The organism is Nocardia sp. alder85J (genome assembly GCF_020176955.2).
In the GTDB taxonomy this organism is placed as follows: Bacteria; Actinomycetota; Actinomycetes; order Mycobacteriales; family Mycobacteriaceae; genus Nocardia.
Genome location: NZ_JAIUCZ020000005.1, coordinates 274,724 through 299,434, shown reverse-complemented (window position 1 = coordinate 299,434; position 24,711 = coordinate 274,724). Strand labels below are relative to the sequence as shown.

The 24,711-nt window shown below is 70.5% G+C and carries 22 protein-coding genes; 11 read left to right on the top strand and 11 right to left on the bottom strand.

The window, feature by feature from the left end:
* Positions 1-35 precede the first annotated feature (35 nt).
* On the top strand, positions 36-1,280 hold the full coding sequence (locus tag LBW94_RS21180; RefSeq protein WP_225052641.1) for an acetoin utilization protein AcuC: 1,245 nt from the start codon (positions 36-38) through the stop codon (positions 1,278-1,280).
* On the top strand, positions 1,273-3,960 hold the full coding sequence (locus tag LBW94_RS21175) for a GNAT family N-acetyltransferase (RefSeq protein WP_225052639.1): 2,688 nt from the start codon (positions 1,273-1,275) through the stop codon (positions 3,958-3,960). Before LBW94_RS21180 ends, LBW94_RS21175 begins: the two co-directional genes overlap by 8 nt.
* Before the next feature lie 296 nt (positions 3,961-4,256).
* Here LBW94_RS21175 and LBW94_RS21170 read toward each other — a convergent pair whose 3' ends face one another.
* Positions 4,257-4,754, bottom strand: coding sequence for a DUF3291 domain-containing protein (locus LBW94_RS21170; protein ID WP_225052637.1), 498 nt, complete (start codon positions 4,752-4,754; stop codon positions 4,257-4,259).
* Between the two features lie 102 nt (positions 4,755-4,856).
* On the opposite strand from LBW94_RS21170, the gene ppc reads away from it, so the two are divergent.
* A complete protein-coding gene (gene ppc, locus LBW94_RS21165; RefSeq protein WP_225052635.1) occupies positions 4,857-7,712 on the top strand; it encodes a phosphoenolpyruvate carboxylase in 2,856 nt (951 codons plus the stop codon).
* 273 nt (positions 7,713-7,985) lie between these two features.
* Here ppc and LBW94_RS21160 read toward each other — a convergent pair whose 3' ends face one another.
* Entirely contained in the window at positions 7,986-8,420 is a 435-nt protein-coding gene (locus LBW94_RS21160; RefSeq protein ID WP_225052633.1) for a hypothetical protein, read from the bottom strand.
* 145 nt (positions 8,421-8,565) lie between these two features.
* On the opposite strand from LBW94_RS21160, the gene LBW94_RS21155 reads away from it, so the two are divergent.
* Together LBW94_RS21155 and LBW94_RS21150 are read left to right on the top strand one after the other, a co-directional pair.
* The gene (locus tag LBW94_RS21155; protein ID WP_416276927.1) at positions 8,566-8,952 is read left to right on the top strand and encodes an ArsR/SmtB family transcription factor; all 387 of its coding nucleotides are present in this window, start codon (positions 8,566-8,568) and stop codon (positions 8,950-8,952) included.
* Positions 8,949-9,392, top strand: coding sequence for an SRPBCC family protein (locus LBW94_RS21150; RefSeq protein ID WP_225052631.1), 444 nt, complete (start codon positions 8,949-8,951; stop codon positions 9,390-9,392). The genes LBW94_RS21155 and LBW94_RS21150 overlap by 4 nt, the downstream gene beginning before the upstream one ends.
* Before the next feature lie 126 nt (positions 9,393-9,518).
* On the opposite strand, the gene LBW94_RS21145 is transcribed toward LBW94_RS21150, so the two are convergent.
* Complete coding sequence (locus LBW94_RS21145; RefSeq protein WP_225052629.1) at positions 9,519-10,490, bottom strand: sigma-70 family RNA polymerase sigma factor; 972 nt, start codon at positions 10,488-10,490, stop codon at positions 9,519-9,521.
* Positions 10,491-10,699: 209 nt separating this feature from the next.
* Positions 10,700-12,253: a methyltransferase gene (locus LBW94_RS21140; protein ID WP_225052627.1), complete on the bottom strand. Its 1,554-nt coding sequence runs from the start codon at positions 12,251-12,253 to the stop codon at positions 10,700-10,702.
* Between the two features lie 196 nt (positions 12,254-12,449).
* On the opposite strand from LBW94_RS21140, the gene LBW94_RS21135 reads away from it, so the two are divergent.
* Both LBW94_RS21135 and LBW94_RS21130 read left to right on the top strand, forming a co-directional pair.
* The gene (locus tag LBW94_RS21135) at positions 12,450-12,788 is read left to right on the top strand and encodes a DUF485 domain-containing protein (RefSeq protein ID WP_225052625.1); all 339 of its coding nucleotides are present in this window, start codon (positions 12,450-12,452) and stop codon (positions 12,786-12,788) included.
* On the top strand, positions 12,785-14,389 hold the full coding sequence (locus LBW94_RS21130; protein ID WP_225052623.1) for a cation acetate symporter: 1,605 nt from the start codon (positions 12,785-12,787) through the stop codon (positions 14,387-14,389). The genes LBW94_RS21135 and LBW94_RS21130 overlap by 4 nt, the downstream gene beginning before the upstream one ends.
* 77 nt (positions 14,390-14,466) lie before the next feature.
* Here LBW94_RS21130 and LBW94_RS21125 read toward each other — a convergent pair whose 3' ends face one another.
* Positions 14,467-15,609: a GlxA family transcriptional regulator gene (locus LBW94_RS21125; RefSeq protein ID WP_225052621.1), complete on the bottom strand. Its 1,143-nt coding sequence runs from the start codon at positions 15,607-15,609 to the stop codon at positions 14,467-14,469.
* A complete protein-coding gene (locus tag LBW94_RS21120) occupies positions 15,606-16,343 on the bottom strand; it encodes a VOC family protein (protein WP_225052619.1) in 738 nt (245 codons plus the stop codon). Before LBW94_RS21120 ends, LBW94_RS21125 begins: the two co-directional genes overlap by 4 nt.
* A 245-nt stretch (positions 16,344-16,588) precedes the next feature.
* On the opposite strand from LBW94_RS21120, the gene LBW94_RS21115 reads away from it, so the two are divergent.
* Positions 16,589-17,851: an MFS transporter gene (locus tag LBW94_RS21115; protein ID WP_225053241.1), complete on the top strand. Its 1,263-nt coding sequence runs from the start codon at positions 16,589-16,591 to the stop codon at positions 17,849-17,851.
* Here the strand turns inward: LBW94_RS21115 and LBW94_RS21110 are convergent.
* Entirely contained in the window at positions 17,822-18,301 is a 480-nt protein-coding gene (locus LBW94_RS21110; protein WP_416276926.1) for a DUF3099 domain-containing protein, read from the bottom strand. The two genes, LBW94_RS21115 and LBW94_RS21110, sit on opposite strands and share 30 nt — an antisense overlap.
* 109 nt (positions 18,302-18,410) lie before the next feature.
* Here LBW94_RS21110 and LBW94_RS21105 point away from each other — a divergent pair, with 109 nt between their 5' ends.
* Entirely contained in the window at positions 18,411-18,644 is a 234-nt protein-coding gene (locus LBW94_RS21105; RefSeq protein WP_225052617.1) for a DUF3039 domain-containing protein, read from the top strand.
* 21 nt (positions 18,645-18,665) lie between these two features.
* Here LBW94_RS21105 and LBW94_RS21100 read toward each other — a convergent pair whose 3' ends face one another.
* Complete coding sequence (locus LBW94_RS21100) at positions 18,666-19,619, bottom strand: YihY/virulence factor BrkB family protein (protein ID WP_225053238.1); 954 nt, start codon at positions 19,617-19,619, stop codon at positions 18,666-18,668.
* Positions 19,620-20,154: 535 nt separating this feature from the next.
* Here LBW94_RS21100 and LBW94_RS21095 point away from each other — a divergent pair.
* Complete coding sequence (locus LBW94_RS21095) at positions 20,155-21,876, top strand: DEAD/DEAH box helicase (RefSeq protein ID WP_225052615.1); 1,722 nt, start codon at positions 20,155-20,157, stop codon at positions 21,874-21,876.
* Between the two features lie 117 nt (positions 21,877-21,993).
* On the opposite strand, the gene LBW94_RS21090 is transcribed toward LBW94_RS21095, so the two are convergent.
* Complete coding sequence (locus LBW94_RS21090) at positions 21,994-22,188, bottom strand: hypothetical protein (protein WP_225052613.1); 195 nt, start codon at positions 22,186-22,188, stop codon at positions 21,994-21,996.
* A gap of 368 nt (positions 22,189-22,556) precedes the next feature.
* On the opposite strand from LBW94_RS21090, the gene LBW94_RS21085 reads away from it, so the two are divergent.
* Positions 22,557-22,946 (top strand): DUF952 domain-containing protein, encoded by a 390-nt coding sequence (locus LBW94_RS21085; RefSeq protein ID WP_225052611.1) that lies wholly within the window; start codon positions 22,557-22,559, stop codon positions 22,944-22,946.
* Here the strand turns inward: LBW94_RS21085 and LBW94_RS21080 are convergent.
* Positions 22,886-23,695, bottom strand: coding sequence for a rhomboid-like protein (locus tag LBW94_RS21080; protein WP_225052610.1), 810 nt, complete (start codon positions 23,693-23,695; stop codon positions 22,886-22,888). The two genes, LBW94_RS21085 and LBW94_RS21080, sit on opposite strands and share 61 nt — an antisense overlap.
* 23 nt (positions 23,696-23,718) lie before the next feature.
* Positions 23,719-24,507: an MHYT domain-containing protein gene (locus tag LBW94_RS21075; RefSeq protein WP_225052607.1), complete on the bottom strand. Its 789-nt coding sequence runs from the start codon at positions 24,505-24,507 to the stop codon at positions 23,719-23,721.
* Positions 24,508-24,711: the final 204 nt, after the last annotated feature.

Below are 24,711 nucleotides of genomic sequence, written 5' to 3'. Positions count from 1 at the left end.
CGGTGCGCCGCGGGCCCGGCGATACAGTGGCAGCCATGGCACCAGGACCGAGCAGCGACGCGGCCGTCGTGTGGACCGACAGGTTCCTCGACTACCGGTGGACGCCGGAACATCCGATGAAACCGGCCCGATTGCAGTTCACGATGGCGCTGGCCCGCGGTCTCGGCCTGCTCGACGGTGTGGAGACCCTGGCGCCCGCGGCGGCGGGGGAGTCCGACCTGCTGCGCATCCACACGCCGGCCTATCTGGAGGCGGTGCGCCGGGCCGAACCGCCGCCGCCGGGTGCGCAGGTGCCCTCGGCGCCGCCGTTCGGGCTGGGCTCGGCGGACAATCCGATCTTCCCGCACATGCACGAGGCGGCCTCGGTGATCGTCGGCGGCACGCTGGCCGCCGCCGCCGAGATCGCCGCGGGCCGCACCCGGCGGGCGGTGAGCATCGGCGGCGGTATGCACCATGCGATGTCCGCCGCCGCCTCCGGATTCTGTGTCTACAACGATGTGGCGGTGGCGATTTCCTGGCTGCTCGACCACGGCTTCGACCGCATCGCCTATGTAGACGTCGACGTGCACCACGGCGATGGGGTGCAGCGGGCCTTCTACGGCGACCCGCGGGTGCTGACCGTCTCGATCCATCAGCATCCGGCGACGCTCTGGCCGAACACCGGCTGGCCGGAGGAGACCGGCGCCGGCGCCGCGGAGGGCACGGCCGTCAACCTTCCGGTCCTGCCGGGCACTCGGGATCCGCAGTGGCTGCGCGCATTTCACGCGGTCGTACCGGGCGCGCTGGCGGCGTTCCGGCCGCAACTGCTGGTGAGCCAGTGCGGGGTGGACACCCATCGTGAGGACCCACTGGCCGATCTGGAGCTGACCGTCGACGGGCAGCGCGCGGCGTTCCGGGCGATGCGGGAGCTGGCCGACCGCTACGCCGAGGGACGCTGGCTGGCCGTCGGTGGCGGCGGATACGGGCTGGTGCGAGTGGTGCCGCGCGCCTGGACCCATCTGCTCGCGACCGCCCTCGACCGCAGCGTCGACCCCGGCACCGAGATCCCGGCGGACTGGATCGCGCAGGTCCGCGAGTACGCCCCGGCCGTGGAACCGCCGCGGACGATGGGCGACGGCGCCGACATCTCGTTCACCCGCTGGGACGGTCCCGGCGGTACCCCAGCTACCGGCGACGAGCGGGCCGACCGGGCCCAGCGGGCCGTCGACACGGCCGTACTCGCCACTCGCCGGGCCACTTTCGGCCTGCTGGGCCTCGACCCGGAGGATCCCCGTGATTGAGCAGTCCGCGTCGTCCACCCCGGACGATCCGCCGCCCCCACCGGAACACTGGTTCGCCGACGTCCTGGCCGCAGACGGCGGCGTGGTACGCCTGCGCCCGATCACCCCCGCCGACGCCGACGCGTTGCAGCGATTCCACGCCGGATTGTCCGACCGCACCCGCTATCTGCGCTATTTCGGCCCGTATCCGCGGATGACGCCGAAGGATCTGTACCGCACCACCCATGTCGACTATCGGGATCGGGTCGGGCTGATCGCCGAACTGGGGTCCACGATCCTCGCCGTCGGCCGCTACGAACTGCTGCCGGAACGCGTCGAGGCCCGCGCGGCCGAGGTGGCGTTCGTGGTCGCCGACCAGCATCAGGGCCGCGGGCTGGGCTCGATCCTGCTGGAACATCTGGCGGGCGCGGCCGCGGAGAACGACATCGAGATCTTCGTCGCCGAGGTGCTGGCCGAGAACCACGGCATGGTGACGGTGTTCCGCGACGCCGGATATCAGGTGCAGCGCAGCCGCGACGGATCGGTGCTGCACCTGGAGTTCGCCATCGATCCGACCGAAGCGCTGCTGTCGGTGCGCGATTCCCGGGAACTCGCCTCGGAGGCCCGCAGCGTCGGCAATCTGCTGGCCCCGCGCTCGGTGGCGGTGATCGGCGCCACCCCGTCGCAGAGCCGGGTCGGTGGCGCGGTACTGGCGAACCTGCTGTCCGGGGTGTTCCAGGGACCGGTCTACCCGGTGAACCCGAACCGCACCTCGGTACGCGGGGTGCGCGCCTACGAAACCATCCGCGACATCCCGGACGCGGTGGATCTGGCGGTGGTGGCCGTGCCCGCCCCCGAGATCAAGGCGGTCCTCGACGACTGTATGACCAAGGGCGTCAAGGGACTGGTGGTGCTGACCGCCGGCTTCTCGGAGACCGGCCCGGCCGGCTTCGCCGCGGAACGCGATCTGGTGGCGGCGGCCCGGGCGCACGGCATGCGCGTGGTGGGCCCGAGCGCGCTCGGCATCGCCAACACCGACCCGGCGGTATCGCTGAACTCGACGCTGGCCGGGGTGCTGCCCGGCCGCGGCCGGGTCGGATTCTTCTGCCAGTCCGGACCGCTCGGCGCCGCCATCCTCGGTGAGGCCGCCGCACGCAAACTGGGCCTGTCGACCTTCGTCTCGGCGGGTAACCGTGCCGACGTGTCCGGCAACGACCTGTTGCAGTACTGGGATACGGATCCGGACACCGATGTCGTGCTGCTCTATCTGGAGACCTTCGGCAATCCGCGCAAGTTCTCCCGGATCGCGCGGCGGGTCGCGCGGACGAAACCGATCGTGGCTGTCTCCAGTGGCCGCAATTTCGCGCGGCCCGCGGCCGATCCGCTGGACCGGGCGCTCGAGCGCGACCTGTTCGCGCAGGCGGGGATCATCCAGGTCGACACCATCGCGGAACTGTTCGACTGCGCGATGCTGCTGGCGTATCAGCCGTTGCCGGCCGGTCCGCGGCTGGCGGTGATCGGCAACAGCGCGGCGCTGGGCTGGCTGGCCGTCGACGCCGCGCGCGGCGAGGGTCTGGCGGTGGACCGGCCGATCGATCTGGGCCCGCAGGCCATGCCGGCGGACTATCTGACCGCGGTGGCCGCCGCGATGGCCGATCCCGGGGTCGACGCGGCGATCGTGATCTTCGCGCCGCCGGTGCCGACGGCGGTGCCGTCGTTCGCGGAGGCGATCCGCTCGGGTGCGCAGCCGGGTACCAAACCGGTGCTCACCACCTTCGTCGCCGGTCAGGGCATGTCGAATCTGCTGACCGTCCGAGGCACAGACGGCACCGTCGAGCACGGATCGATCCCGTCCTATCCGGATCCGGAGCGCGCGGCCCGCGTCCTGGCCCGGGTCCGGCGCTACGCCGACTGGCGGACCCGGCCGGTGTCGCAGGTGGTACGGCCACCGGATATGGACACCGCGCGGGCGCGGGCGCTGGTCGCCGGCTGGATGGATCGCACGCCCGGCGGCGAGTGGCTCGGCGAGCTCGAGGCGGCGGAACTGCTGGGCCGCTACGGAATTCGGGTGGTGGAGTTCCGCGAGGTCCGCGATGCGGCGGCGGCCGAGGCCGCAGCCGCGGACCTCGGCTATCCGGTGGCGGCGAAGGCGACCGGTGAATTGTGGCGCAACCGGCCCGATCTCAACGGGGTGCGGCTGGATCTGTGGCGTCCCACCGAGGTTCAGCGCGCCTACGCCGAATTGGCCGAGGTCTCCGGCAACGAGGTCGTGCACATCCAGCGGATGGCCGTCAAGGGTGTCGCCTGTGTGCTGCGGGTACAGGACGACCCGTCCTTCGGCTCGGTGATCAGTTTCGGTCTGTCCGGCACCATCATCGACCTGCTCGGTGACCGGGTCTACCGCGCACTGCCGCTGACCGAGGCCGAATCGATCGAGCTGATCGACGCCCCGCGCGCCGCCCCCCTGCTGGACGGCAGGACCGGCGTCCCGGGCCGCACCATCGGCGAGCCGGTCGACAAACGCGCCCTCGCCGAACTCGCACAACGCATTTCGGCCCTGTGCGACGACCTGCCGGAGGTCCGCGAACTGGCGATCGAACCGGTGCTCGCCTCCCCCCGACGCGCCTCGATCCTCTACGCCCGCGTCCGCATCGGCCCCGAACCCAGCCGCTTCGACATCGGCCCCCGCCGCCTGGTCTGACATCGCACCCGGTCGACCTTGGCGGACCGCCGACTCGGGGCGTATCCACCCTCGGAGTCGTTGTCCGCCGGGCATACCGGCTCGGGCGGTGCGGCTGGGGGGAGGGGCCGGTGCCGAGGGACCGGACGGTCGGCGCTGCTCGCGTTTCCGGCCGACCATCGCCGGGCACGCCGACACGGGCGATCGGCCCGGGGTCGGTTGTCCTGCGGCCGCATTCGCTCGGGCGGGCCGAGTCCCGGCACCCTGAGGCGCCGCTCCGGACCGATCCGGCCTGCCCGGTGATCCGGCCGGGCAACTCAGGCCGGGCAGCTCAGGTCTTCGGGTAACCGCGGCGCCGGGGCGGGCTGGTTCGGGGCGGGGAAGGGGGTGCGGAAGGTGAAGGCGTGGGCGGTGGGGCCGTGGGTGCGCAGGTGGGTGATGCGTTCCTCGGCGTCGGCGACCGTGGGGACGGTGCCCGCCGGAATCCACCAGAGTGCCTGATACGCCTCGGCGAAGGGGGCGAACCAGTCGCGGCGGCGGCGCATGACCGGGGCGTGACCGCTGCGGTAGACGAACTCCGCCAGGGTTTCCGGGGAGGTCCACACGGTCATGTTGACGATGATCCGATCGTCGCCGAAGGCGCGGATCGCGGTGGCGTCACCGTCCTCGGTCTGGAGTCGCCAGACGAATCCGGGCGCGGCGTCGGCGAGGGCGTTGATCTCGTCGAGCGCGCCGACGAAACCGGCCAGGCGCGCGCTGGTGAGCGGTTCCAGCGGGAGGGCGATGTTGACCTGAGCGAGATGATGGTCGTTCACCGGACCAGAGTAACGAGTCAAATGAGGAGATCTTATCGTTTCGCCGGAACTCGATGGTGTCAGAACGCGCGAGCGGTTTCGATGTGCCCGATACTGGGCGGTATGCGCGAAGATCAGATCGAGGCGGCCACCGCACCGCTGCGCGACGACATCCGATTCCTCGGCGCCATCCTGGGGGAGACGATCCGCGACCACGAGGGCACCGAGGTGTTCGACCTCATCGAACGGGTGCGGCGCGAGGCCTTCCGGGTGCGCCGGTCCGAGGTGGACCGGGGCGCCGTCGGGGACATGTTGCGCGGCATCGACATCAGCATCGGCATTCCGCTGATCCGCGCGTTCAGCCACTTCCTGTTGCTGGCCAACCTGGCCGAGGACCTCCAGCGCGACCGCCGGCGTTCGGCACATCTCGCAGTGGGCGCGCCCCCGCAGGATTCCAGCCTGGCCGCGACCTATCGCAAACTCGACACCGCCGAGCTGGACGCCGCGGTCGTCGCCGACCTGCTCACCGACGCACTGGTCGCCCCGGTGATCACGGCGCACCCGACCGAGACCCGCCGGCGCACGGTGTTCGACGTCCAGGCCGGGATCACCGATCTGATGCGCCGCCGTCAGCGCTACGCGCCGAGCGAACCCGAGTATCCCGAATTCGAGAAGCAGATCCGCCGGCAGATCCTCACCCTGTGGCGGACCTCGCTGATCCGGTTGGCGCGCTTGCGGATTCAGGACGAGATCGAGGTGGGGCTGCGGTACTACGAGCGGACCCTGCTGGAGGTGATCCCGCGGATCAACGCCGAGGTGCGGGCCGCGCTGCGCACCCGCTGGCCGGATTCCGAACTGCTGGCCCGCCCGATCCTGCGGCCCGGCTCCTGGATCGGCGGCGACCGGGACGGCAACCCCAACGTCACCGGCGCGGTGGTCCACCGCGCCACCCATCGGGCCGGTGAGGTGGCCTTCGGCCACTACCTGACCGAGCTGGAGGAGCTGGAGAAGTCGCTGTCGCAGTCCTCCCGGCTGGTGACGGTCTCCCCGGAACTGGGCCGGCTCGCCGACGCCGGTCACGACGATTCGCCGCAGCGCGCCGACGAGCCCTATCGCCGCGCGATCCGCAGCATCCGGGCCCGGCTGAGCGCCGCCGCGCAGCGGGCCCTGGCCGATCTGCCGCCGGTGGCGCCGGCCGCACTGCCGCCCGCGGTGACCGCTTCGGCGGGCCGGGCCGGGACCGACAGTCTCGGCGGCGCGATCGTCGCCGACGGCGCGCAGCCGTACGCTTCTCCGGCCGAACTGCTCGCCGATCTGGACATCATCGACGCCTCGATGCGGTCCACCGGTGACGATCTGCTCGCCGACGACCGGCTGGCCGGTCTGCGCGGTGCGGTGGAGACGTTCGGATTCCACTTGCAGGGCCTCGACATGCGTCAGAACTCGGAGACCCACGAGCAGGTGGTGGCGGAGCTGTTCGCCTGGGCCGGTGTGCATTCCGATTACGCGAGCCTGTCCGAGCCGAAGCGGGTGGAACTGCTCGCCGCCGAACTCGCCACCCGCCGCCCGCTGGTGGCCCCGGCCGCCTACGAAGCGGGCCCGGGGGCCCGGCTGAGCGAGCTGGCCGTGAAGGAACTGGGCGTGCTGCGGGCGGCGAAGGTGGCCCTGGACAGCCTGGGCCCCGACGCCGTGCCGAACTACATCATCAGCATGTGCACGTCGGTGAGCGACATGCTGGAGGCGGCGCTGCTGCTGAAGGAGGTCGGCATCCTCGATCCGGGCGACGACATCTCCGGCCCCAGCGGCCCGGTCGGCGTGGTGCCGCTGTTCGAGACCATCGACGATCTCCGCCACGGCGCCGAAACCCTGAGCGCCACACTGGAAGTGCCCGTCTACCGTCGGCTGGTCGCCGCCCGCGGCATGCGGCAGGAGGTGATGCTCGGCTACTCCGATTCCAACAAGGACGGCGGTTATCTGGCCGCGAACTGGGCCCTGTACCGCGCCGAACTCGATCTGGTGGAGGTCGCGCAGCGCACGGGAATCCGGTTGCGGCTGTTCCACGGCCGCGGTGGGACGGTCGGCCGCGGTGGTGGCCGCAGTTACAACGCGATCCTGGCGCAGCCGGCGGGCGCGGTCCGTGGTTCGCTGCGGCTGACCGAACAGGGCGAGGTGATCTCCACCAAGTACGCCGACCCGAGCACCGCCTACCGCAATCTGGAATCGCTGGTCGCGGGCACGCTGGAATCCACCCTGCTGGACGTGGAGGGCCTCGGCGCCGACGCCGGGCCCGCCTACGAGGTGTTCGACGAACTCGCCGAGGCGGCGCGCCGGGCCTATGCGCGGCTGGTGCACGAGACGCCCGGATTCGTCGAATATTTCCGGGCCTCGACACCGGTCGCGGAGGTGGCGGCGCTGAATCTCGGCAGCCGCCCGGCCTCGCGCAAACCCACCAGTTCGGTGCAGGATCTGCGGGCGATCCCGTGGGTGATGGCGTGGAGTCAGGCGCGGGTGATGCTGCCCGGCTGGTACGGCACCGGGACCGCGATCCAACAGTGGGTCGGCGGCGATCCGCAACGGCTCGCGACCCTGTCGGAGCTGTTCCGGCGCTGGCCCTTCTTCCGGGACGTGATGTCGAACCTGGCCCAGGTCATGGCCAAGGCCGACATGCACATCGCCGCCCGCTACGCCGAACTGGTCCCCGACGAGACCTTGCGCGACACCATCTTCGGCATGATCCGCGAGGAGTACGACCGCACCGTCCGGATGCACGCCGCGGTCACCGGCGTCGGCGAACTGCTCTCGGACAATCCCGCGCTCGCCGAGTCGATCCACAACCGCTTCCCCTACCTGGAGCCGCTCAACGCGATGCAGGTCGACCTGCTGCGCCGCCGCCGTGCCGGCGACGAATCCGAACTGGTCGAGCGCGGCATCCTGCTCACCATGAACGGCCTGGCCACCGCCCTCCGCAACTCCGGCTAGGTACCGTCCGGGCCCCGCAAGTCCGCGCGGGCAGGGTGACTCACCGCCGGGACGAATGACGATGTCACGCAGTCTCTTCAGCCGACTGCCCGGTCGGGCAAGCCCGGTTCGGACTGCGTGGTCAGAACTACCCGGTCTGGACGGCGTGGCTGGGACTGCCCGGTCTGGACGGCGTGGCTGGGACTGCCCGGTCAGGACGGCGTGGCTGGGACTGCCCGGTCAGGACGGCCGGGTCGGTACGGCGTGGTCAGGACGGCTGGTCGGACGGCATGGTCAGGACCGTGCGGCCGGGAGGATGGTGGCCTCGATGCGGTGGATGCGGTCGCCGGTGACGACGAAGGTCTCGGTGATGTCGACGGTGATCAGCCGGCTGCCGCCGAAGCCGGAGTCCAGCAGGTAGCGAGCGGTGACGGTGTCGCCGGAGGTGGACATCCGGACGTCGTGGACCGCCTGGATGACGCTGTACTGCGGACCGTGTTCGAGGTCGTGGGTGAGTTGCGGTCCGGAGAATCCGGTCGGCAGTCCGTCCTCCACGCGGGTGCAGTCGTCCGCGAACGGGACCGCGCTCGCGTCGTGGGTGACCAGTGCGTCGATGTAGGCCTGAGCGATCGCCTCCCGGGCATCCGGTCCGGTGGCGGACGCCGCGGTCGCGACGGCCGGTACCGCCGCGGCGGCCAGGACCAAGACTGCAACCTGTTTCATTTTCATGGCTGGATCGTAGCGGCCCGGGGTTGGACGCGGACCCGGTCCGGCGCGGTCTGCGGCGAGGGCGGACCGGTGCGGCGGGGAGCGCCAACGGGTAGGAATTCCCCTACCCTTGACGCGTAGGAAAATTCCTACCTATAGTGGCCCCGTGATCCGACGACTCGAATCCGGCACCGCCGATCGAGTGTTCGCCGCCCTGGCCAACCCCACCCGGCGGGAGATCCTCGAGCTGCTGCTCGACGGCGAGCGCACGGTGCAAACCATCGCCGAGCGGTTCGACATGACCCGGCCGAGCGTCTCGGAGCATCTGCGGGTGCTGCTGGGCAGCGGTCTGGTCGGTGAGGAGAAGCGCGGCCGCTATCGCTACTACCGGGTCGAGCTCGCTCCGCTGCACGAATTGCAGTCCTGGCTGAGCCCGTTCGAGCGGTTCTGGCGGCACCGGCTGCGCGCGCTGGACGCGGTCCTGGACGACATGCCGGACGCCGAACCGGCCGATGACGAAAACCCCTGTGACGGAGAGGTATCCCACCGATGACCGATGATCTCACGACGATCGAACTGGACCACTTCTACCCGCACCCGCCGGAGAAGGTGTGGAAGGCGCTGACCACACCGGAGCTGTTCGCGCGCTGGCTGATGCCCGCGACCGGCTTCGAGCCGGTGCCGGGCAACGAATTTCGCATGCAGACGCAACCCATGCCGGGGGCCGGATTCTCGGGTAATGTCAGGGGCACCGTGCTGGAGGCCATCGCGCCGAAACGGCTCAGCATGACGTGGAACGACGCCGAGTCCGATATCGAGACCGGGTGGGTGATCACCTGGCAGCTCGAACCGGAGGGCACCGGAACCCGAGTGTTGTTCAGCCACAGTGGTTTCGACCCCGACGATGTCCGCGCGCAACGAGTCCGGACGATCATGTCCAAGGGCTGGAGCGGGATCGCGACCAGCCTGGGTGCGGTGATCGACTCGTTCTGAGCGCCGGAATGCGCGCGACGGCAACCCATCACGACGGGCCCCGCCAGAAGATGTTCCGGCTCGGGCCCGTTCGTCGCGATCCGGGACGGGTGTCACCCGCCGAATCGTGTGATCAGCCGGCTGTGATCAGCTGGCGTAGGCGCGCAACCGGTCGGCCCGCTCACCCTTGCGCAGCTTCGCCATCACCTCGCGCTCGATCTGCCGCACCCGCTCCCGGGACAGGCCGAACAGCTTGCCGATCTGGTCCAGGGTGCGCGGCTGGCCGTCGTCCAGGCCGTAGCGCAACCGGATGACCTGCTGCTCGCGCTCGTCGAGCGTGGCGAGCACGCTGCGCACGTCGCGGTGCATCAGGCCGGCGATGACGGCGCTCTCCGCGGAGGTGGCCTCGGAATCCTCGATGAAGTCGCCGAGCGGAGCCTCCTCGTCGTTGCCGACCGGCATGTCCAGGCTCACCGGGTCGCGGCTGTGGTCGAGCAGATCGGCGATCTTGTCGACCGCGATGCCGGACTCACGGGCCAGTTCCTCGTCGGTGGCCTCGCGACCCAGCTGCTGATGCAGTTCGCGCTTGATCCGGGCCAGCTTGTTGACCTGTTCGACCAGGTGGACGGGCAGCCGGATGGTGCGACTCTGATCGGCCATGCCACGGGTGATGGCCTGCCGGATCCACCAGGTGGCGTAGGTCGAGAACTTGAAGCCCTTGGTGTAGTCGAACTTCTCCATCGCCCGGATCAGGCCCAGGTTGCCCTCCTGGATCAGGTCGAGCAGCGGCATCCCGCGGCCGGTGTAGCGCTTGGCCAGCGAGACCACCAGGCGCAGATTGGCCTCCAGCAGGTGCTGGCGGCCGGCCTGGCCGTCGCGCACCAGGATCGCCAGCTCGCGCTTGCGGGTCGAGGACAACCGCTTGCCGGTCTCCAACAGGTACTGCGCGTAGAGGCCCGCCTCGATGCGCTTGGCCAGCTCGACCTCGTCGGCGGCCGTGAGCAGCGCCGTCTTGCCGATCCCGTTCAGGTACACCCGTACCAGGTCGGCGGCGGGGCTCTGAGCGTCGAGGTCCGACGAGTCGGTGGCGCGCACTTCGGTCGTGGCGGGGCTTGTCATGACTTGCCTCCTGTCGGTGGTGTCTCACTCCGATCAACGGAACCGACATACGGAAAGTTCCCCGGCATCGCGCCGATAAACCCTGCTGAGCTGCGCTTACTTGTTCCTTCGGCTGAGAAGTTCCTAAGAACACACTTCTCGGGGAACCGCAGGCGTTCCTCCGGGGCCGACTGTGGCCGAACGGCAACCGCGCGGCGGCCGGATCGTGATCAACGGGGGTGGACGAGCCCGTGCCGGACCAGACCCGTCACCACGGTGAGCGCGTCGGCGGCGAAGTCGGAGGTGGCCGTGGCGCCGGTGTGCGCCACGGCCAGCAGATCGACCAGTTCGTGCAGCGGCAGGCCGTCGGCGCGCATCCCGGCCAGCAGCGCGGCGGTGGTGTCGTCGATCTCGTGCTGCCAGCGCGGCCCGTCGCCGCGGTGCACCCGGACCACCCGCTCGTCCCAGCCCTCGGCGCCGGGCAGGGAGACCCGTTCCAGGGCGGTCGCCGGATCGACCGCGTACCGGGAGCTCCAGGCCACGCCCGGATCGGCGGCCACCCGCCGCAGCCAGGCGGAACGCTCGAAATAGCCGATCGCCTCCGCCCCCAGCGGGTCGTCGAAGCCGTGGGTCAGATCCTCGGCCAGCAATTCGGTGGGGGCGTCGACGACCCGCAGGTAGACGAAGCCGAATCCGATGCCCTCGACATCGGCGGCCTCGAAGGCGTCCAGCCAGGCCTCGGCGCGCGCCTGCGTCTCCGGATCGCGCTGGTCCAGGCCCGCGTCGCGCAGCCAGGTGCCTACGTAGAGGGCGGGGTCGGCGACGTCGCGCTGCACGATCCAGGCGTCGATGCCGTGATCGGGCAGCCACTGCGACACCCGGGTCCGCCAGTCCTCGCCGGCGCGGTGCACCCAGGACGCCAGCACGGCCGCGGTGCCGCCCGGCGCCAGCAGGTCCGGCACGCCGGAGATCACCAGTTCACTGGCACCGTCGAGAGCCAGGCCGGAGTCGCGGTAGGTGTGCTCGACGCGGGCCGGCCCCACCACGAACGGGGGATTGGCGACCACCTGATCGAAGCGCCGCCCGGCCACCGGCTCGAACCACGACCCCGGCAGCAGTTCGATGTCCAGGCCGTTGAGCGCCGCGGTCGCCTCCGCCAGCCACAGCGCGCGCTGGTTGACGTCGGTACCGGTGACCCGCCCGGCGTAGGCGGCCGCGTGCACCGCCTGCACGCCGCAGCCGGTGCCCAGATCCAGCACACTGCCCACCGGCCGGGTCGGCGTGGCGCGCAGCAGCGACAGCGAGGCGTGCCCCACGCCGAGCACATGATCGGTGGACAGCCGGCGCCGCTTCCAGCTGTGCTCCGGTCCGGACAGCGGTGTCACCGGCACCGAGTCGTCGAGGTCGGACAACACCCAGCGGTTGCCGTCGCCGAGATCCAGCGGGCGCAGGTCCAGTGCCGCCCGCACCCGGTCGCCCTCGTGCTCCAGCAGTCCGGCCGCCACCGCCGCGTCCAGCTCGACCGGGGCCAGCGCCGCGGCCACCTCGTGCTCGGGCATCGCGTCGCCGAGCAGCAGCAGCCGGACCAGGGTGCCGAGTTCGCCGCCGTCGCGTACGGCCCGCCGCACCGGCACCGGCTCACCCCGGCCGAGCGCGGCGTGCACGTCGTCGCCGAGCAGTGCGAGCAGGGTGCCGGTGTCGTAGCCCACCCGACGGAGGGCGGTCCCCAGATCGGGGGCGAGCGCGGCGAGCAGGGACGTGCTGGTCGGCTGTGTCGTCGGCATGAGACGAACTCTGCCACAACGGTTGCAGGCGGCCGGGTGCGCGAGCCCGGCGTCTTCCGTGTTGCCTCGAAGATTGCCGGACAAATAGCAAATCCGTATCGGCGAAGGCGAATTCGAGTCGCTGACCTGCGAGTGAAACAAGTTCTAAATGTCCGAATTCTTGTTAGAGTGATCTGGCTCACCAGGAGGTCCCACGTTGTCAACCGAGCACGAGGCCGGGGTGCCGGCCACCGATTGGGCCGAGGCCTATCAGAGCCCCGACTTCCAGCGCCTGCGTCGCAGGCTCCGCCGCTTCGTCTTCCCGATGACCGCGCTGTTCCTCGCCTGGTACGCGCTGTACGTGCTGCTGGCCGACTACGCGCACGGCTTCATGTCGCAGAAGGTCGCCGGGAACATCACCGTCGGCCTGATCTTCGGTCTGCTGCAATTCGTTTCGACCTTCGTGATCGCGGCGCTCTACGTCCGCTACGCCGGCCGTGAGCTGGATCCGATCGCCGGGGAACTGCGCGACGAGCTGGAAGGACACCACCGATGACTCCGCTCGCCGCCGCCGTCGAGGGCAGCCGCCCCGGACTCAACATCACCATCTTCGCGATCTTCGTCGCGATCACGCTCGTCATCGTGTTCCGGGCCAGCCGCGACACCCGTACCGCCGCCGACTATTACGCCGCGGGCCGGGCCTTCTCCGGTGCGCAGAACGGCATCGCCATCTCCGGCGACTACCTCTCGGCCGCCAGCTTCCTCGGCATCGCCGGATCCATCGCGATCAACGGGTACGACGGCTTCCTGTACTCGATCGGCTTCCTGGTGGCCTGGCTGGTGGCCCTGTTGCTGGTGGCCGAAATGCTGCGCAACACCGGCAAATTCACCCTGGGCGACATGCTGGCCTTCCGGATGCGGCAGCGGCCGGTGCGGGCCGCGGCGGCGACCTCCACCCTGGTGGTCAGCCTGTTCTATCTGCTGGCGCAGATGGCCGGGGCGGGGGTGCTGGTGGCGTTGTTGCTCGGCGTCTCCGGTGACGTCGGCCAGGATCTGGTGATCGCGGTGGTCGGCGCGATCATGATCGTGTACGTGCTCGTCGGCGGCATGAAGGGCACCACCTGGGTGCAGATCGTGAAGGCGGTGCTGCTGATCGCCGCGGCCGCCGCCATGACGGTGTGGGTGCTCGCCGAATACAACATGAACCTGTCCTCACTGTTGCAGGACGCGGTGAACCACGGCGGCAAGACCGGGGCCAAACTGCTCGACCCCGGTGTCGCGTACGGCAAGACGGGCACCACCAAGCTCGACTTCCTCTCGCTCGCACTGGCTCTCGTGCTCGGGACCGCGGGTCTGCCGCATGTGCTGATGCGGTTCTACACCGTGCCCAGCGCCAAGGACGCCCGGCGTTCGGTGGTGTGGGCGATCGGGCTGATCGGGCTGTTCTATCTGTTCACCCTGGTGCTCGGCTACGGCGCCGGGGCGCTGGTCGGACCGGAGAAGATCGCCAAGGCGCCCGGCGGCAGCAATGCCGCGGCCCCGCTGCTGGCCCTGCAACTGGGCGGGCCGTGGCTGCTGGGATTCGTGGCGGCGGTGGCGTTCGCGACCATCCTCGCGGTGGTCGCGGGCCTGACCATCACCGCCTCGGCCTCGTTCGCGCACGACGTGTACGCGAATGTGCTGAAGCGCGGTTCGGGCGACGATCGCAGCGGTGAGGTGCGGGTGGCCCGGATCACCGCGGTGGTGGTCGGCGCGGTCGCCATCGTCGGCGGCGTCCTCGCCAAGAATCAGAACGTGGCCTTCCTGGTGGCGCTGGCCTTCGCGATCGCGGCCTCGGCGAATCTGCCGACGATCTTGTACTCGTTGTTCTGGAAGCGGTTCAATACCACGGGCGCGCTGTGCAGTATCTACGGCGGCCTGCTCATCACGATCGTGCTGATCGTGTTCTCACCGGCGGTGTCGGGCAGCAAGACGTCGATGATCAAATCGGCCGACTTCCACTGGTTCCCGCTGTCCAATCCGGGCATCGTGTCGATTCCGCTGTCGTTCCTGCTGGGCTGGCTGGGCACGATGCTGTCCCGTGAGCACGACGAGGCGAAATGGGAGGAGATGCAGGTCCGGTCGCTCACCGGCGCGGGCGCGGAGAAGGCCGGGTAGTCACCGATCCGGTGGCCGTCCCGGTTCGGCCGGGCGGCGCCGCCCGCGGTCCGGCGAAATCGGTTGGACAGCAACAGTTACCCTGCGCGGAAGGTCTTCCGGTAGGCGAGCGGCGGGACGCCCAGCTCGGCCCGCATGTGGTGCCGCAGTGAGCCCGCGGTGCCCAGCCCGGCGGCGCGGGCCACCTCGTCGATCGGCAAATCGGTGGACTCCAGCAGGTGCTGGGCGTGGCGCAGGCGTTGTTGCAACAGCCAGGCGCCGGGAGCGATACCGGTTTCGGCCTTGAACCGGCGGGTGAAGTTGCGCACGCTCATCCGCGCGTGCGACGACAGCACGGTGAGATCGATCTCGGCGTCGAGATGCCGGAGGGCCCAGGCGCGGGTCGCGGCCGTACCGTCGGTGCCGTCCTCGGGCACATGACGCTCGATGAACTGGGACTGCCCGCCCTCTCGCCACGGCGGCACCACGCAGTAGCGCGCGGTCCGATTGGCCACCTCGCTGCCGTGGTCGGTGCGGATCAGATGCAGGCAGAGATCCAGCCCCGCCGCGAGGCCCGCCGAGGTGTAGACGTTGTCGTCGACCACGAACAACAAATTCTCGTCCAACCGGACTCGCGGAAATCGCGCGCGGAAGGTGTCGGCGTGCGCCCAGTGGGTCGTCGCGCGCCGGCCGTCCAGCAGCCCGGCCGCGGCGAGCACGAACGCACCCGTGCAGATCGATACCAGCCGTGTCCCGGGCCGGATCCGCGCCAGCGCGGCGCCGACCTCCGGCGGCAGGGTGCCGTCGACGCGCGGTTGCCGCAACCGTGCGCCGGGGATGACCACGGTGTCGGCGGTGGCGAGCAGTTCCGGCCCGCCCTGCGGCACGATCGCGTAGCCCACCGTCGATGCCACCGGCATCGTGTCCAGTCCGCACACCCGGACGTCGTACAGCGGTCTGCCCTGCGGGTCGGTGGCGTGGCCCAGCACCAGCGAGGGGATCGCCATATCGAATCCGACCACCTCCGGCAGGGCGAGCACCGCCACCCGGTGCGCAGTGATCGCATCCCGGTCGGGCACCGGCCGGCTCGGAGCCGCCGGACGGCCGCTGCCGTTGCGCGGCGCCGGGCGGGGATCGGGCACCCGGCTCGTACCCGGCACGGCCTGATCGCGGCGTGCGGATCCGCCGGACGCCGGGCCGGCGGCGGAGGCGCTGTCGTCCCCGGGTGCGGGGCGGCTCATTCCGGTAACCGTCCGGTGCGCGGGTCACGCGGGGTCAGGCAGTAGACGCCGCCGGTGGGGTCGTTCATGACGATCCAGTGCGCGCCGCGGGAAACCCTTCGGGCGCCGTGCTTCTCGTGCCAGGAGGCGACCGCCTCGATATCGGTGCAGGCGATGTCCGGATGCGCGCCGCCGGGGCGATCTTCGCCCAAGCGCTGCAACAGCATTCGGAACGGCAGGCCGGAAGGCGGTAGCAGGCGGACGAATTCGGGTTCGGCGGCGGGCTGGAGTTCCCAGCCGGTCAGCGCGGCCCAGAACGTCACCTCCCGGTCGTAGACGCCGGGGGCGATGTCGACACTGAGCTGATCGAGCCGGCTGAGTTCGCCGCCGGGCCCGGCGACCGGCGACGGGATCCGGCGGCCGTCGTCGGTGGTCAGGCAGAACGACTGGCCGTGTGGCGACCGCAGCTGCGACCAGGTGTCGTGATCGGCCACGGTCACCGCGCCGAGCGCGTGCGCGTGCCGCCGGGCGGCCGCCAGATCGTCGACGTCGAAGTCCGGATGTGCGCCGCCCGGCCCGCCGACCGCCTGGGCGCGCAGATACGCGTCACCGTCCGCCGGGATCAGTGTCGCGAACTCGCCGTGTTCGCCGCGGCGCTCGGACAGCCGCGTGCCGGTGACCGCGGACCAGAAGTCGAACGCCGCGTCGAAACGGTCGGCCGGACGGTCCAGGAACACCCAGGTCCAGCGGATCATGCGGGACACCTTCCGATCGGTCCGGCCGGAGCGGCTGGCCAGATATTGATGGATTGTGGCATTCAGGCCACTCGCGCCGCAAGCCATCGTCCAGGACGATCTGTGACGTGACCGAGCTGCAGAACCCCGCCCCCGCCGCCGCCCGGACCCCGGCCCGCCGCCGGCGGAGCCGGTTACAAGTCCACCGCCGGCGGAGCCGGTTACAAGTCCACCGCCGGCGGAGCCGGTTACCAGTCCACCGCCGGCTGCATCCGGCCTGGCTGGTGGCCGCCACCGGATTCGTCGCGCTGATCGGGGCCGCCGGTTTCCGATCCGTGCCCAGCGTGCTGATCGACCCGCTCCACCGGGAGTTCGGCTGGTCGCACGCCACGATCGGCACCGCGGTATCGCTGAACGTGCTGCTCTACGGCCTGATCTCGCCGTTCGCGGCGGCCCTGATGGACCGCTTCGGCATCCGCCGGGTGGTGGCGGTCGCGCTGGTGCTGATCGCCGCCGGCAGCGGGCTGACGGTGTTCATGACCCAGCCCTGGCAGTTGCTGGCCACCTGGGGGCTGCTGGTCGGCCTCGGGGTGGGCTCGATGTCGATGCCGTTCGTCGCCACCATCACCGGCCGCTGGTTCGTGCGCAACCGCGGCCTGGTGACCGGCGTCATGACCGCCGGCGGCGCCACCGGCCAGCTGGTGTTCCTGCCGCTGGTGTCGGCGCTGGCGCAGGCCCACGGCTGGCGGACGCCGTCGCTGGTGGTCGCGGGTACCGCGCTGGCGGTGGTGCCGCTGGTGCTGTTGTTCATCCGCGACTACCCCAGCGATATCGGTGAGACCGCCTACGGCGCCGAACCCGGCAGCGGCGTGGGTGTGCGGGTGCGGGTCACCGGTGGTGCCTCGCGCGCGCTGTCGGTGCTGTCGGCGGTGTCCTGGAAGCCGCAGTTCTGGCTGCTGGCGGGCGGTTTCGCGATCTGCGGGGCGTCCACCAACGGCCTGGTCGGCACCCACTTCGTCAGCGCCGCCCACGACCACGGCATGCCGCCGACGACCGCCGCGAGCCTGCTCGCCACCGTCGGCGTGTTCGACGTGGCCGGCACCATCGCCTCCGGCTGGCTCACCGATCGGCTGGATTCCCGGTGGCTGCTGGTGGGCTACTACTCGCTGCGCGGGCTGTCGCTGATGATCCTGCCGATGCTGTTCTCCCCGCACACCCAGCCCAGCATGTGGGTGTTCATCGTCTTCTACGGCCTGGACTGGATCGCGACCGTGCCGCCGACGGTGGCGCTGTGCCGGAAGTTCTTCGGCGACGACGGGCCGATCGCGTTCGGCTGGGTGTTCGCCTCGCACCAGATCGGCGCCGCGCTCGCGGCCACCGGCGCCGGTGTCATCCGCGACACCCGGGGCAGTTACGACCTGGCCTGGTTCCTGGCGGGCGGACTGTGCCTGGTGGCGGCGCTGATGTCCGGTGCGATCCGGGGCCGGATCACGACCGGTTCACCCGTCGATGGAGCGGTGGTGGCCTGATTCCAGCGCGGCCTTCGCGGCGCGGCGCTCGTCCCAGCGGCTGGGCTCGTCCTTGCGGCGGGGCGGCCGGTCGTTGGCGACGAGCACCGCGATCCACGGCAGCGGGATCGACACGCCGATGATCAGCAGCGAGATGAGCGCGTTGCTCCACATGCTGTAGGCGACCGCCGCCAGCACCAGGCACGGGATGCGGAACCCCATCAGCAGCGAGTACCGCCGCACCCGCGCGCGGTGCTGCTGCTCCAGCGAGGGCGCGGCCTCCGTGATCAGCGCCGGGTGCTTGTCCTCACCCGGGAAATAGCCCGCCGCGGGCCGCTCCGGACGCGGCACACTCCCGGGCGGGAGCGTCTCGAACGTCCGGTGCGGGTTGTCGCCGCCCTCGACGCCGCCGGTCCGGACCTCGTGGTCCGGGGAATCGGGGAAATCGGGGGAGTCGCCCTCACGCTGCATACCTTCGAGTCTTCCACCGCCCGAGATCGAATGCACACCCCGGCCGGGTGCGCGCATCCGCGGCCCGTCGGACACGACCGCCCGGCATCCGGCTGGCATCATTGACAGGGTGAATACCGATACCCTCGTACGCCCGGACAGCACGACCGACGAGTCGACCGACAGCGACACCCCCAAGTTCTTCCACTACGTGAAGAAGGACAAGATCGCCGAGAGCGCGGTCATGGGCACCCACGTGGTGGCGCTGTGCGGTGAGGTGTTCCCGGTCACCAAGTCGGCGAAGCCCGGTTCGCCGGTGTGCCCGGACTGCAAGCACATCTACGAATCCCTGCGCCGGGACTGAGCCGGGCGGGCCCCGGCGCGGTCAGTCGTGCGCCCAGCGCCGGCGGAGCCGGCCGAAGGCCCACCGGACCCCGTGGTGCGGCAGCCGTACCAATCGGCGGGCCGCCGAGCTGCTGCGGGCCGGCCAGAACTCCTGCACGGCCGCGTTGAACTCCGCCCCGAGCACCACCGCGAAGCCCAGGAAGTATGTGAACAGCAGGAAGGCGATGGGCGCCCCCAGCGCGCCGTAGCTGACCCCGGTCCGGGTCACCCAGCCCAGGTAGCGCCGCAGCCCGTCGCAGGCGGCCATGAAGAACACCCCCGCCACCACGGCGCCGGCGAACAACCGGTGCCAGGGCGGGGAGCGGTGCAGGGCCAGCTTGTACAGCGTGGTGAGCCCGATGATCAGCAGCAGCACCGTGCCCGGGTAGTAGAAGGCGTCCACCAGCCGCAGCCCCGGCTCCCGCCACTGTTCCGGCAGGATCCGGCCCAGCAGCACCGGGCCCAGTGCCACCACCGGCAGCACGAACACCGCCATGATCAGGAACACCAGGTACAGCACCAGCGAGACGATGCGCTGCCATACCGGGTGCCGGGCGTCCTGCTGATCGTGCGCGGCCGCGATGGAGTCCACGAAGGTCGCCATCGCCGACGAACCGGCCCACAGTGACAGCACGAATCCCACGGACACCACCGCGCCCCGGCCGCGCTGCAACACGTCGTGCACGGTCGGCGCTATCAGATCGTCGACCACGCTGGCGGTGAACAGGTTCCGGCTGAAGCTGATGATCTTGCCCTCGACGATGTGCGTGGTGTCCGGCCCGAAGAACCAGCTCCCGATGTAGCCGAGGCTGCCCAGCACCCCCAGCAGCAGCGGCGTCAGCGAGAGCATCTGCCAGAACGCCGCCGCCGCCGATTTCGCGAAGATCGAGTCCCGCCACGCCTTCACCCCGACCCGCACCAGCAACTCGTACACCGGCCGCCACCCGTTCAGCAGCCGGGCGACCGCCCGCTCGACAGCGCCCCGTCCGGGCTCGACGGCACGCGGTGCGGTCCCGCGCGGGCCGTCCCCACGTGGCGTGTTGCCGGGACGCGGGGTGTTCCCGCGTCCCTCGGGACGTGCTGTGCTGCCGTGCTCGTCGACGCTCCCGGTCGAGTCCGGTGTGTCGGCACGCTCGTTCGCACGGTGTGTGCTCGCGCGCTCGTTCGCAAACGGTGCGCTCGTCTGCTCGGTGCCGCGACGGGCACTCGTACCCGCGGCGGCACGGTGGCCGGGCGCAGGTTCGGGGGGATGGGCGGGGCGGGGCGGCGTGTCCATTGTCACTACAGCATCGCCCACCAACCGGCGATTTGCCGTCCGCCGCCGCGCCGCCGGGGCCGCTCACCCGGCAAACCCGCACGGGGAGCGAGGCTTTCCGCCGCCTTCGCGCGACCGGCCCGGGACCGGTGGCGGATTCCCGGACAGCGGCGCGCCCGCGACACGGGGGGTGCGGATTGGGCACGTGCCGGTATTGCTCGCTAACCTCTCTGGAGTGACTTCGGGTGGTGGTAGTTCGTTACGTGCATGGCAGCGCAGGGCTCTCACCAAGTATCTGACGTCGAAGCCACGCGACTTCCTCGCTGTGGCCACGCCCGGCGCCGGTAAGACCACCTTCGCGCTGCGGCTCGCCTCGGAGCTGCTGGCCGATCGCACGGTGGATCAGATCACTGTGGTGGCGCCGACGGAGCACCTCAAGCATCAGTGGTCGTCGGCGGCGGCCCGCGCCGGGATCGCGCTGGATTCGCGATTCTCCAATGCCACCGGCGGCACCTCCGGTGATTATCACGGCGTGGTGGTGACCTATGCCCAGGTCGCCTCGCACCCCTTCAAACACCGTGTGCGGACGGAGAACCGGCGCACCCTGGTGATCCTGGACGAGATCCACCACGCCGGTGACGCCAAGAGCTGGGGCGAGGGCGTCGCCGAGGCGTTCGGCGACGCGACCCGGCGGCTGGCGCTGACCGGCACCCCGTTCCGCAGTGACGACTCGCCGATCCCGTTCGTCACCTACGAGCCCGACGAGTCCGGGTTCCAGCGGTCGCGGGCGGACTACAGCTACGGCTATTCGGAGGCGCTGGCCGACAACGTGGTCCGGCCGGTGGTGTTCCTGGCCTACTCCGGTGAGGCGCATTGGCGTGACAGCGCGGGCGAGGAGTATTCCGCCCGCCTGGGTGAGCCGCTGAGCGCCGAGCAGACCGCCCGCGCCTGGCGGACCGCCCTGGACCCGGCGGGCGACTGGATGTCGAAGGTGCTGACCGCGGCCGACATCCGGCTGCGGCAGTTGCGCGCCACCGGGCTGTCCGACGCCGGTGGCCTGGTGATCGCCACCGATCAGGAGAAGGCGCGCGATTACGCCGAACTGCTGGAACATATTTCGGGGTCGACACCGGCGGTGGTGCTGTCCGACGATCCGGGCTCCTCGGACCGGATCAGCGAGTTCGCCGCCGGCACCGATCCGTGGATGGTGGCGGTGCGGATGGTGTCCGAGGGCGTCGACGTGCCCCGGCTCGCCGTGGGCGTGTACGCCACCAGCGCCTCGACCCCGCTGTACTTCGCGCAGGCCATCGGCCGCTTCGTGCGCGCCCGCCGACCGGGGGAGACGGCGAGCGTCTTCCTGCCCTCGGTGCCGGTGCTGCTGGATCTGGCCGCGCAACTGGAGGTGCAGCGCGACCACGTGCTGGGTAAGCCGCATCGGGAGAAGAACGCGTTCGAGGACGAACTGCTCACCGACGCGAACCGGCAGAAGGACGAACCCGGCGAGGAGGACCGCAAGTTCGTCGCGCTGGCCGCCGATGCCGAGCTGGATCAGGTCATCTACGACGGTGATTCGTTCGGCACCGCCACCTTCTCCGGCAGCGACGAGGAGGCCGACTATCTCGGCATCCCGGGCCTGCTGGACGCCGATCAGATGCGCGCGCTGCTGCGCGACCGACAGTCCCGGCAGGTGGCCGATCGCAGCGCCGCCGCGAAGGTGGCCGAGCTGGCCGAACCGGGGCCCAGCGCCACGGCCGCGGCGGAGCGGGTCGCCACCGCCGACAAGCTCGGTGAATTGCGCCGAGAGCTGAACAGTCTCGTCGCGATGCATCATCACCGCACCGGGAAGCCGCACGGCGTGATCCACGGTGAGCTGCGCCGCGAATGCGGCGGGCCGCCCACCGCGCTGGCGACCGCCGATCAGCTGACCGATCGGATCGCCGCGCTGCGCCGGATGTGACGGGCGCGACCGCGCGGCGGAAACAGCATGTGGCGCACAGAAAACGGGCGGCCCGTGCGGGCCGCCCGTCGTGGGTTCTGTTGGAGGATTGTGTTGTTCGAGCGGACGGGAGGAGCTTTACAGCGCCGGCGCCGACTCCGTGTCGATCACGGCCTCGAGCTCACGAAGACGATCCATGTGCTCGTTGGCGTGATGCTGGCAGAAGAGCAACTCGCCACCAGCGGGCAGGACAGCGCGGACACGCGCGGCTGCACCGCAGCGGTCGCACCGGTCGACCGCCGTCAGTGGGGTGCTGGTCAGTGTTTCTGGCATGACTCCTCCGTCCTGGATCCCGGCGCAGAAGACCGTTCACCTGGTATCGGGCCCGCGGACCCTTCCGCGGGCTCACCCGCCGCTACTTCCCAGCAGTGGCCTATGACTACTTTCTCAGACGTTCGGCGACGGTGCTTTGTTCCCGCAGATGTTTCTCTGTGTTTTCCCTTACATGACCAGGCATTTCGCTGTCAGCGAACGTGCAGGTCGGGGCACTCGGAAACGCTGCTGCGAACCGCCACGAACACTGATCGAGTTGTCTAACCGGAGACTACCCCGCCGCCCCGACACTCACACCACAGTTATGGCAAACGCTCTGTTCAGCGGACCGCACGGCGCCGCTGCGGACCGGCGGCTAGGGTCGAACGATGGTCGAAGAGACGGCGGTGATCCCGGCGGGGGTGCTGGTGCATCTGTGCACCGAGGCAGAGTGGGCCGCGGCGCGGGCCGCGGGCACGCGGCGGGCGCCCTCCCTGGACAGCGAGGGGTTCATCCACCTGTCGGCCCCGCAGCAGGTCCACCTGCCCGCCAACCGCTTGTTCGCGGGCCGGGAGGACGTGGTGCTGCTGTGGCTGGACCCGCAGCGGCTGGCGGCCGAGGTGCGGTGGGAGCCGGGGGTGCCGGATGATCCGGACGCGATGCTGTTCCCGCACGTCTACGGACCGATCCCGGCGGCCGCGGTGATCCGGGTGACCGATTACCGGCCGGAGGAGGACGGGAGCTTCACCGCGCTGCCCGCCGCGACCGGCCCGGCCTGATCCCGCTCGGCGGCGCGATCGCGCATCCGTTCCAGCTGTCGTGACACCGCGACCGCGACGGTGGCGGCGACGAACCCGACCGTCACCGCCGTGAGGTGCCCGTAGTCGGTGAAGGTGCGGCCCGTGGCGGCGCTGTAGCCGTACCAGCCGAGCAGCCCCACCGCCCACATCAGTCGCGGCAGGCCGCGCAGATGGAAGGCGAGGGCCGCGAGCACGCTGGAGAAGCCGTAGGAGGACCCGACGTCCGCGGCGACGGCGACCTTCAACGGGATCAGCCGGTGGTCGACCGCGTAGGCGATCCCGGTGACGGTCAGCAGGGTGGTGGCCACGTGCCCGATCGCGAACATCATGATCCAGCGCACCGTGCCGAGCCAGCGCTCGGCGAAGGCCATCAGGGTGAGGAAGCCGACGATGGTGACCCACGGGAATCCGCCCTCGGTCCAGAACGCGGACGCCACCAGCACCTGCACCGGATCGCGGCGCATGTTGTGCAGATTCGTCGAGGCCGACAGGATCAGCCGGTGCCCGGCGAACTCGCTGATCCCGCGCAGCGTCCACCAGGTGATGAACAAGGTGAACGCGTAGGCGCAACTGGCCGGGGCGGCCGCGAGCAGGTCGTGACCGGCCCGCAGCAGGCCCCGGAACCGTCCGGGGCGCCGGATCTGTTCCCGGAACGCCTGGAGCTGGGTCTCGACGTCGATGGTCCGGGTCCAGGGCGAGCGGTAGCGGGACAAGACGGTGGCAGCCACGCCCGACAGTGTGGCATGCGCGACTATCGCAGCCGGCCCGTCGAGCCGTCCGTGCCGCCGCCGGCGGGCGCGGGAGTGACGCGGTAGTCCTCGTTGTCGGTGAGCCCGACGTTGATCAGCAGCATCATGGTCACGACGCTCACGCCGATCATCAGCGGCAGCAGCAACTGCACGCCGTCGGCGCCGTGCGGTGCCGGGGCCGGGTCCAGGTGCTCGGCGTGCATCGCGGTCATCCCGGTGTAGTGCATGCCGCAGACGGCGATGCCCATGATGATCGCGGCGCCGATGCTGGCGATCGTGCCGCGCACGTGCAGGGCGAACCACAGGGCGGCCGTTGCCGCGACGACGGCGATCACCAGCGACAGGGCCACGATGCCCAGCGAGTACGAGAGGGTGGCGTCGGTCCGCATGGCGAACATGCCCGCGTAGTGCATCGCGCCGACCCCGAGGCCGGTGATCAGGCCGCCGGTCAGCAGGGTCCAGCCGTCCCGGCCGGCGCGCTGCCCGCGGGTCACCAGCGACAGCCCGATCCAGACGACCACGACGGCGATCACGGCGCTTGCCAGCGTCAGCGGCACGTTGTAGCGGATCGAGGCGCCGTCGATCGAGAATCCGAGCATGGCCACGAAGTGCATGACCCAGATCCCGGTGCCGCCGATCGCGACCGCCGCGCCGACCAGCCAGCCGCCCGGTCGTTCCGACACCCGGGCGCGGCGTGCGCACTGCAATCCCAGCAATGATCCGGTGAATGACATGATGTAGGCGATCACCGGGGTTACCCACCCGTAGGCGAAATGATGTGTGTGCAACACGCGAACTCCCTTGCGGGCACAGGTTTCTCCAAGGTTCCGCACTGTTGCGGCGGCCGGAAATCTACGGCACGGCAGCGGCGGTGTCGATCCGCCGAGCTGCGGCGATGCTTTCGACTACAAGGACGCGATTCGGGTCTTTCACGTTGTAATCGATCGTCAGTAACTAGTTGGCGACATGTATCGGAGGCCGATGCGGCGTCTTTC

Bases quoted from the DNA above. Each gene is read 5' to 3' on its own strand.
- LBW94_RS21110 (WP_416276926.1), bottom strand. From the start codon at position 18,301: ATGCAGCGTGAGGGCGACTCCCCCGATTTCCCCGATTCCCCGGACCAC.
- LBW94_RS21150 (WP_225052631.1), top strand. From the start codon at position 8,949: ATGACCGATGATCTCACGACGATCGAACTGGACCACTTCTACCCGCAC.
- LBW94_RS21130 (WP_225052623.1), top strand. From the start codon at position 12,785: ATGACTCCGCTCGCCGCCGCCGTCGAGGGCAGCCGCCCCGGACTCAAC.
- ppc (WP_225052635.1), top strand. From the start codon at position 4,857: ATGCGCGAAGATCAGATCGAGGCGGCCACCGCACCGCTGCGCGACGAC.
- LBW94_RS21145 (WP_225052629.1), bottom strand. From the start codon at position 10,490: ATGACAAGCCCCGCCACGACCGAAGTGCGCGCCACCGACTCGTCGGAC.
- LBW94_RS21120 (WP_225052619.1), bottom strand. From the start codon at position 16,343: ATGATCCGCTGGACCTGGGTGTTCCTGGACCGTCCGGCCGACCGTTTC.
- LBW94_RS21125 (WP_225052621.1), bottom strand. From the start codon at position 15,609: ATGAGCCGCCCCGCACCCGGGGACGACAGCGCCTCCGCCGCCGGCCCG.
- LBW94_RS21085 (WP_225052611.1), top strand. From the start codon at position 22,557: ATGGTCGAAGAGACGGCGGTGATCCCGGCGGGGGTGCTGGTGCATCTG.
- LBW94_RS21180 (WP_225052641.1), top strand. From the start codon at position 36: ATGGCACCAGGACCGAGCAGCGACGCGGCCGTCGTGTGGACCGACAGG.
- LBW94_RS21090 (WP_225052613.1), bottom strand. From the start codon at position 22,188: ATGCCAGAAACACTGACCAGCACCCCACTGACGGCGGTCGACCGGTGC.
- LBW94_RS21140 (WP_225052627.1), bottom strand. From the start codon at position 12,253: ATGCCGACGACACAGCCGACCAGCACGTCCCTGCTCGCCGCGCTCGCC.
- LBW94_RS21160 (WP_225052633.1), bottom strand. From the start codon at position 8,420: ATGAAAATGAAACAGGTTGCAGTCTTGGTCCTGGCCGCCGCGGCGGTA.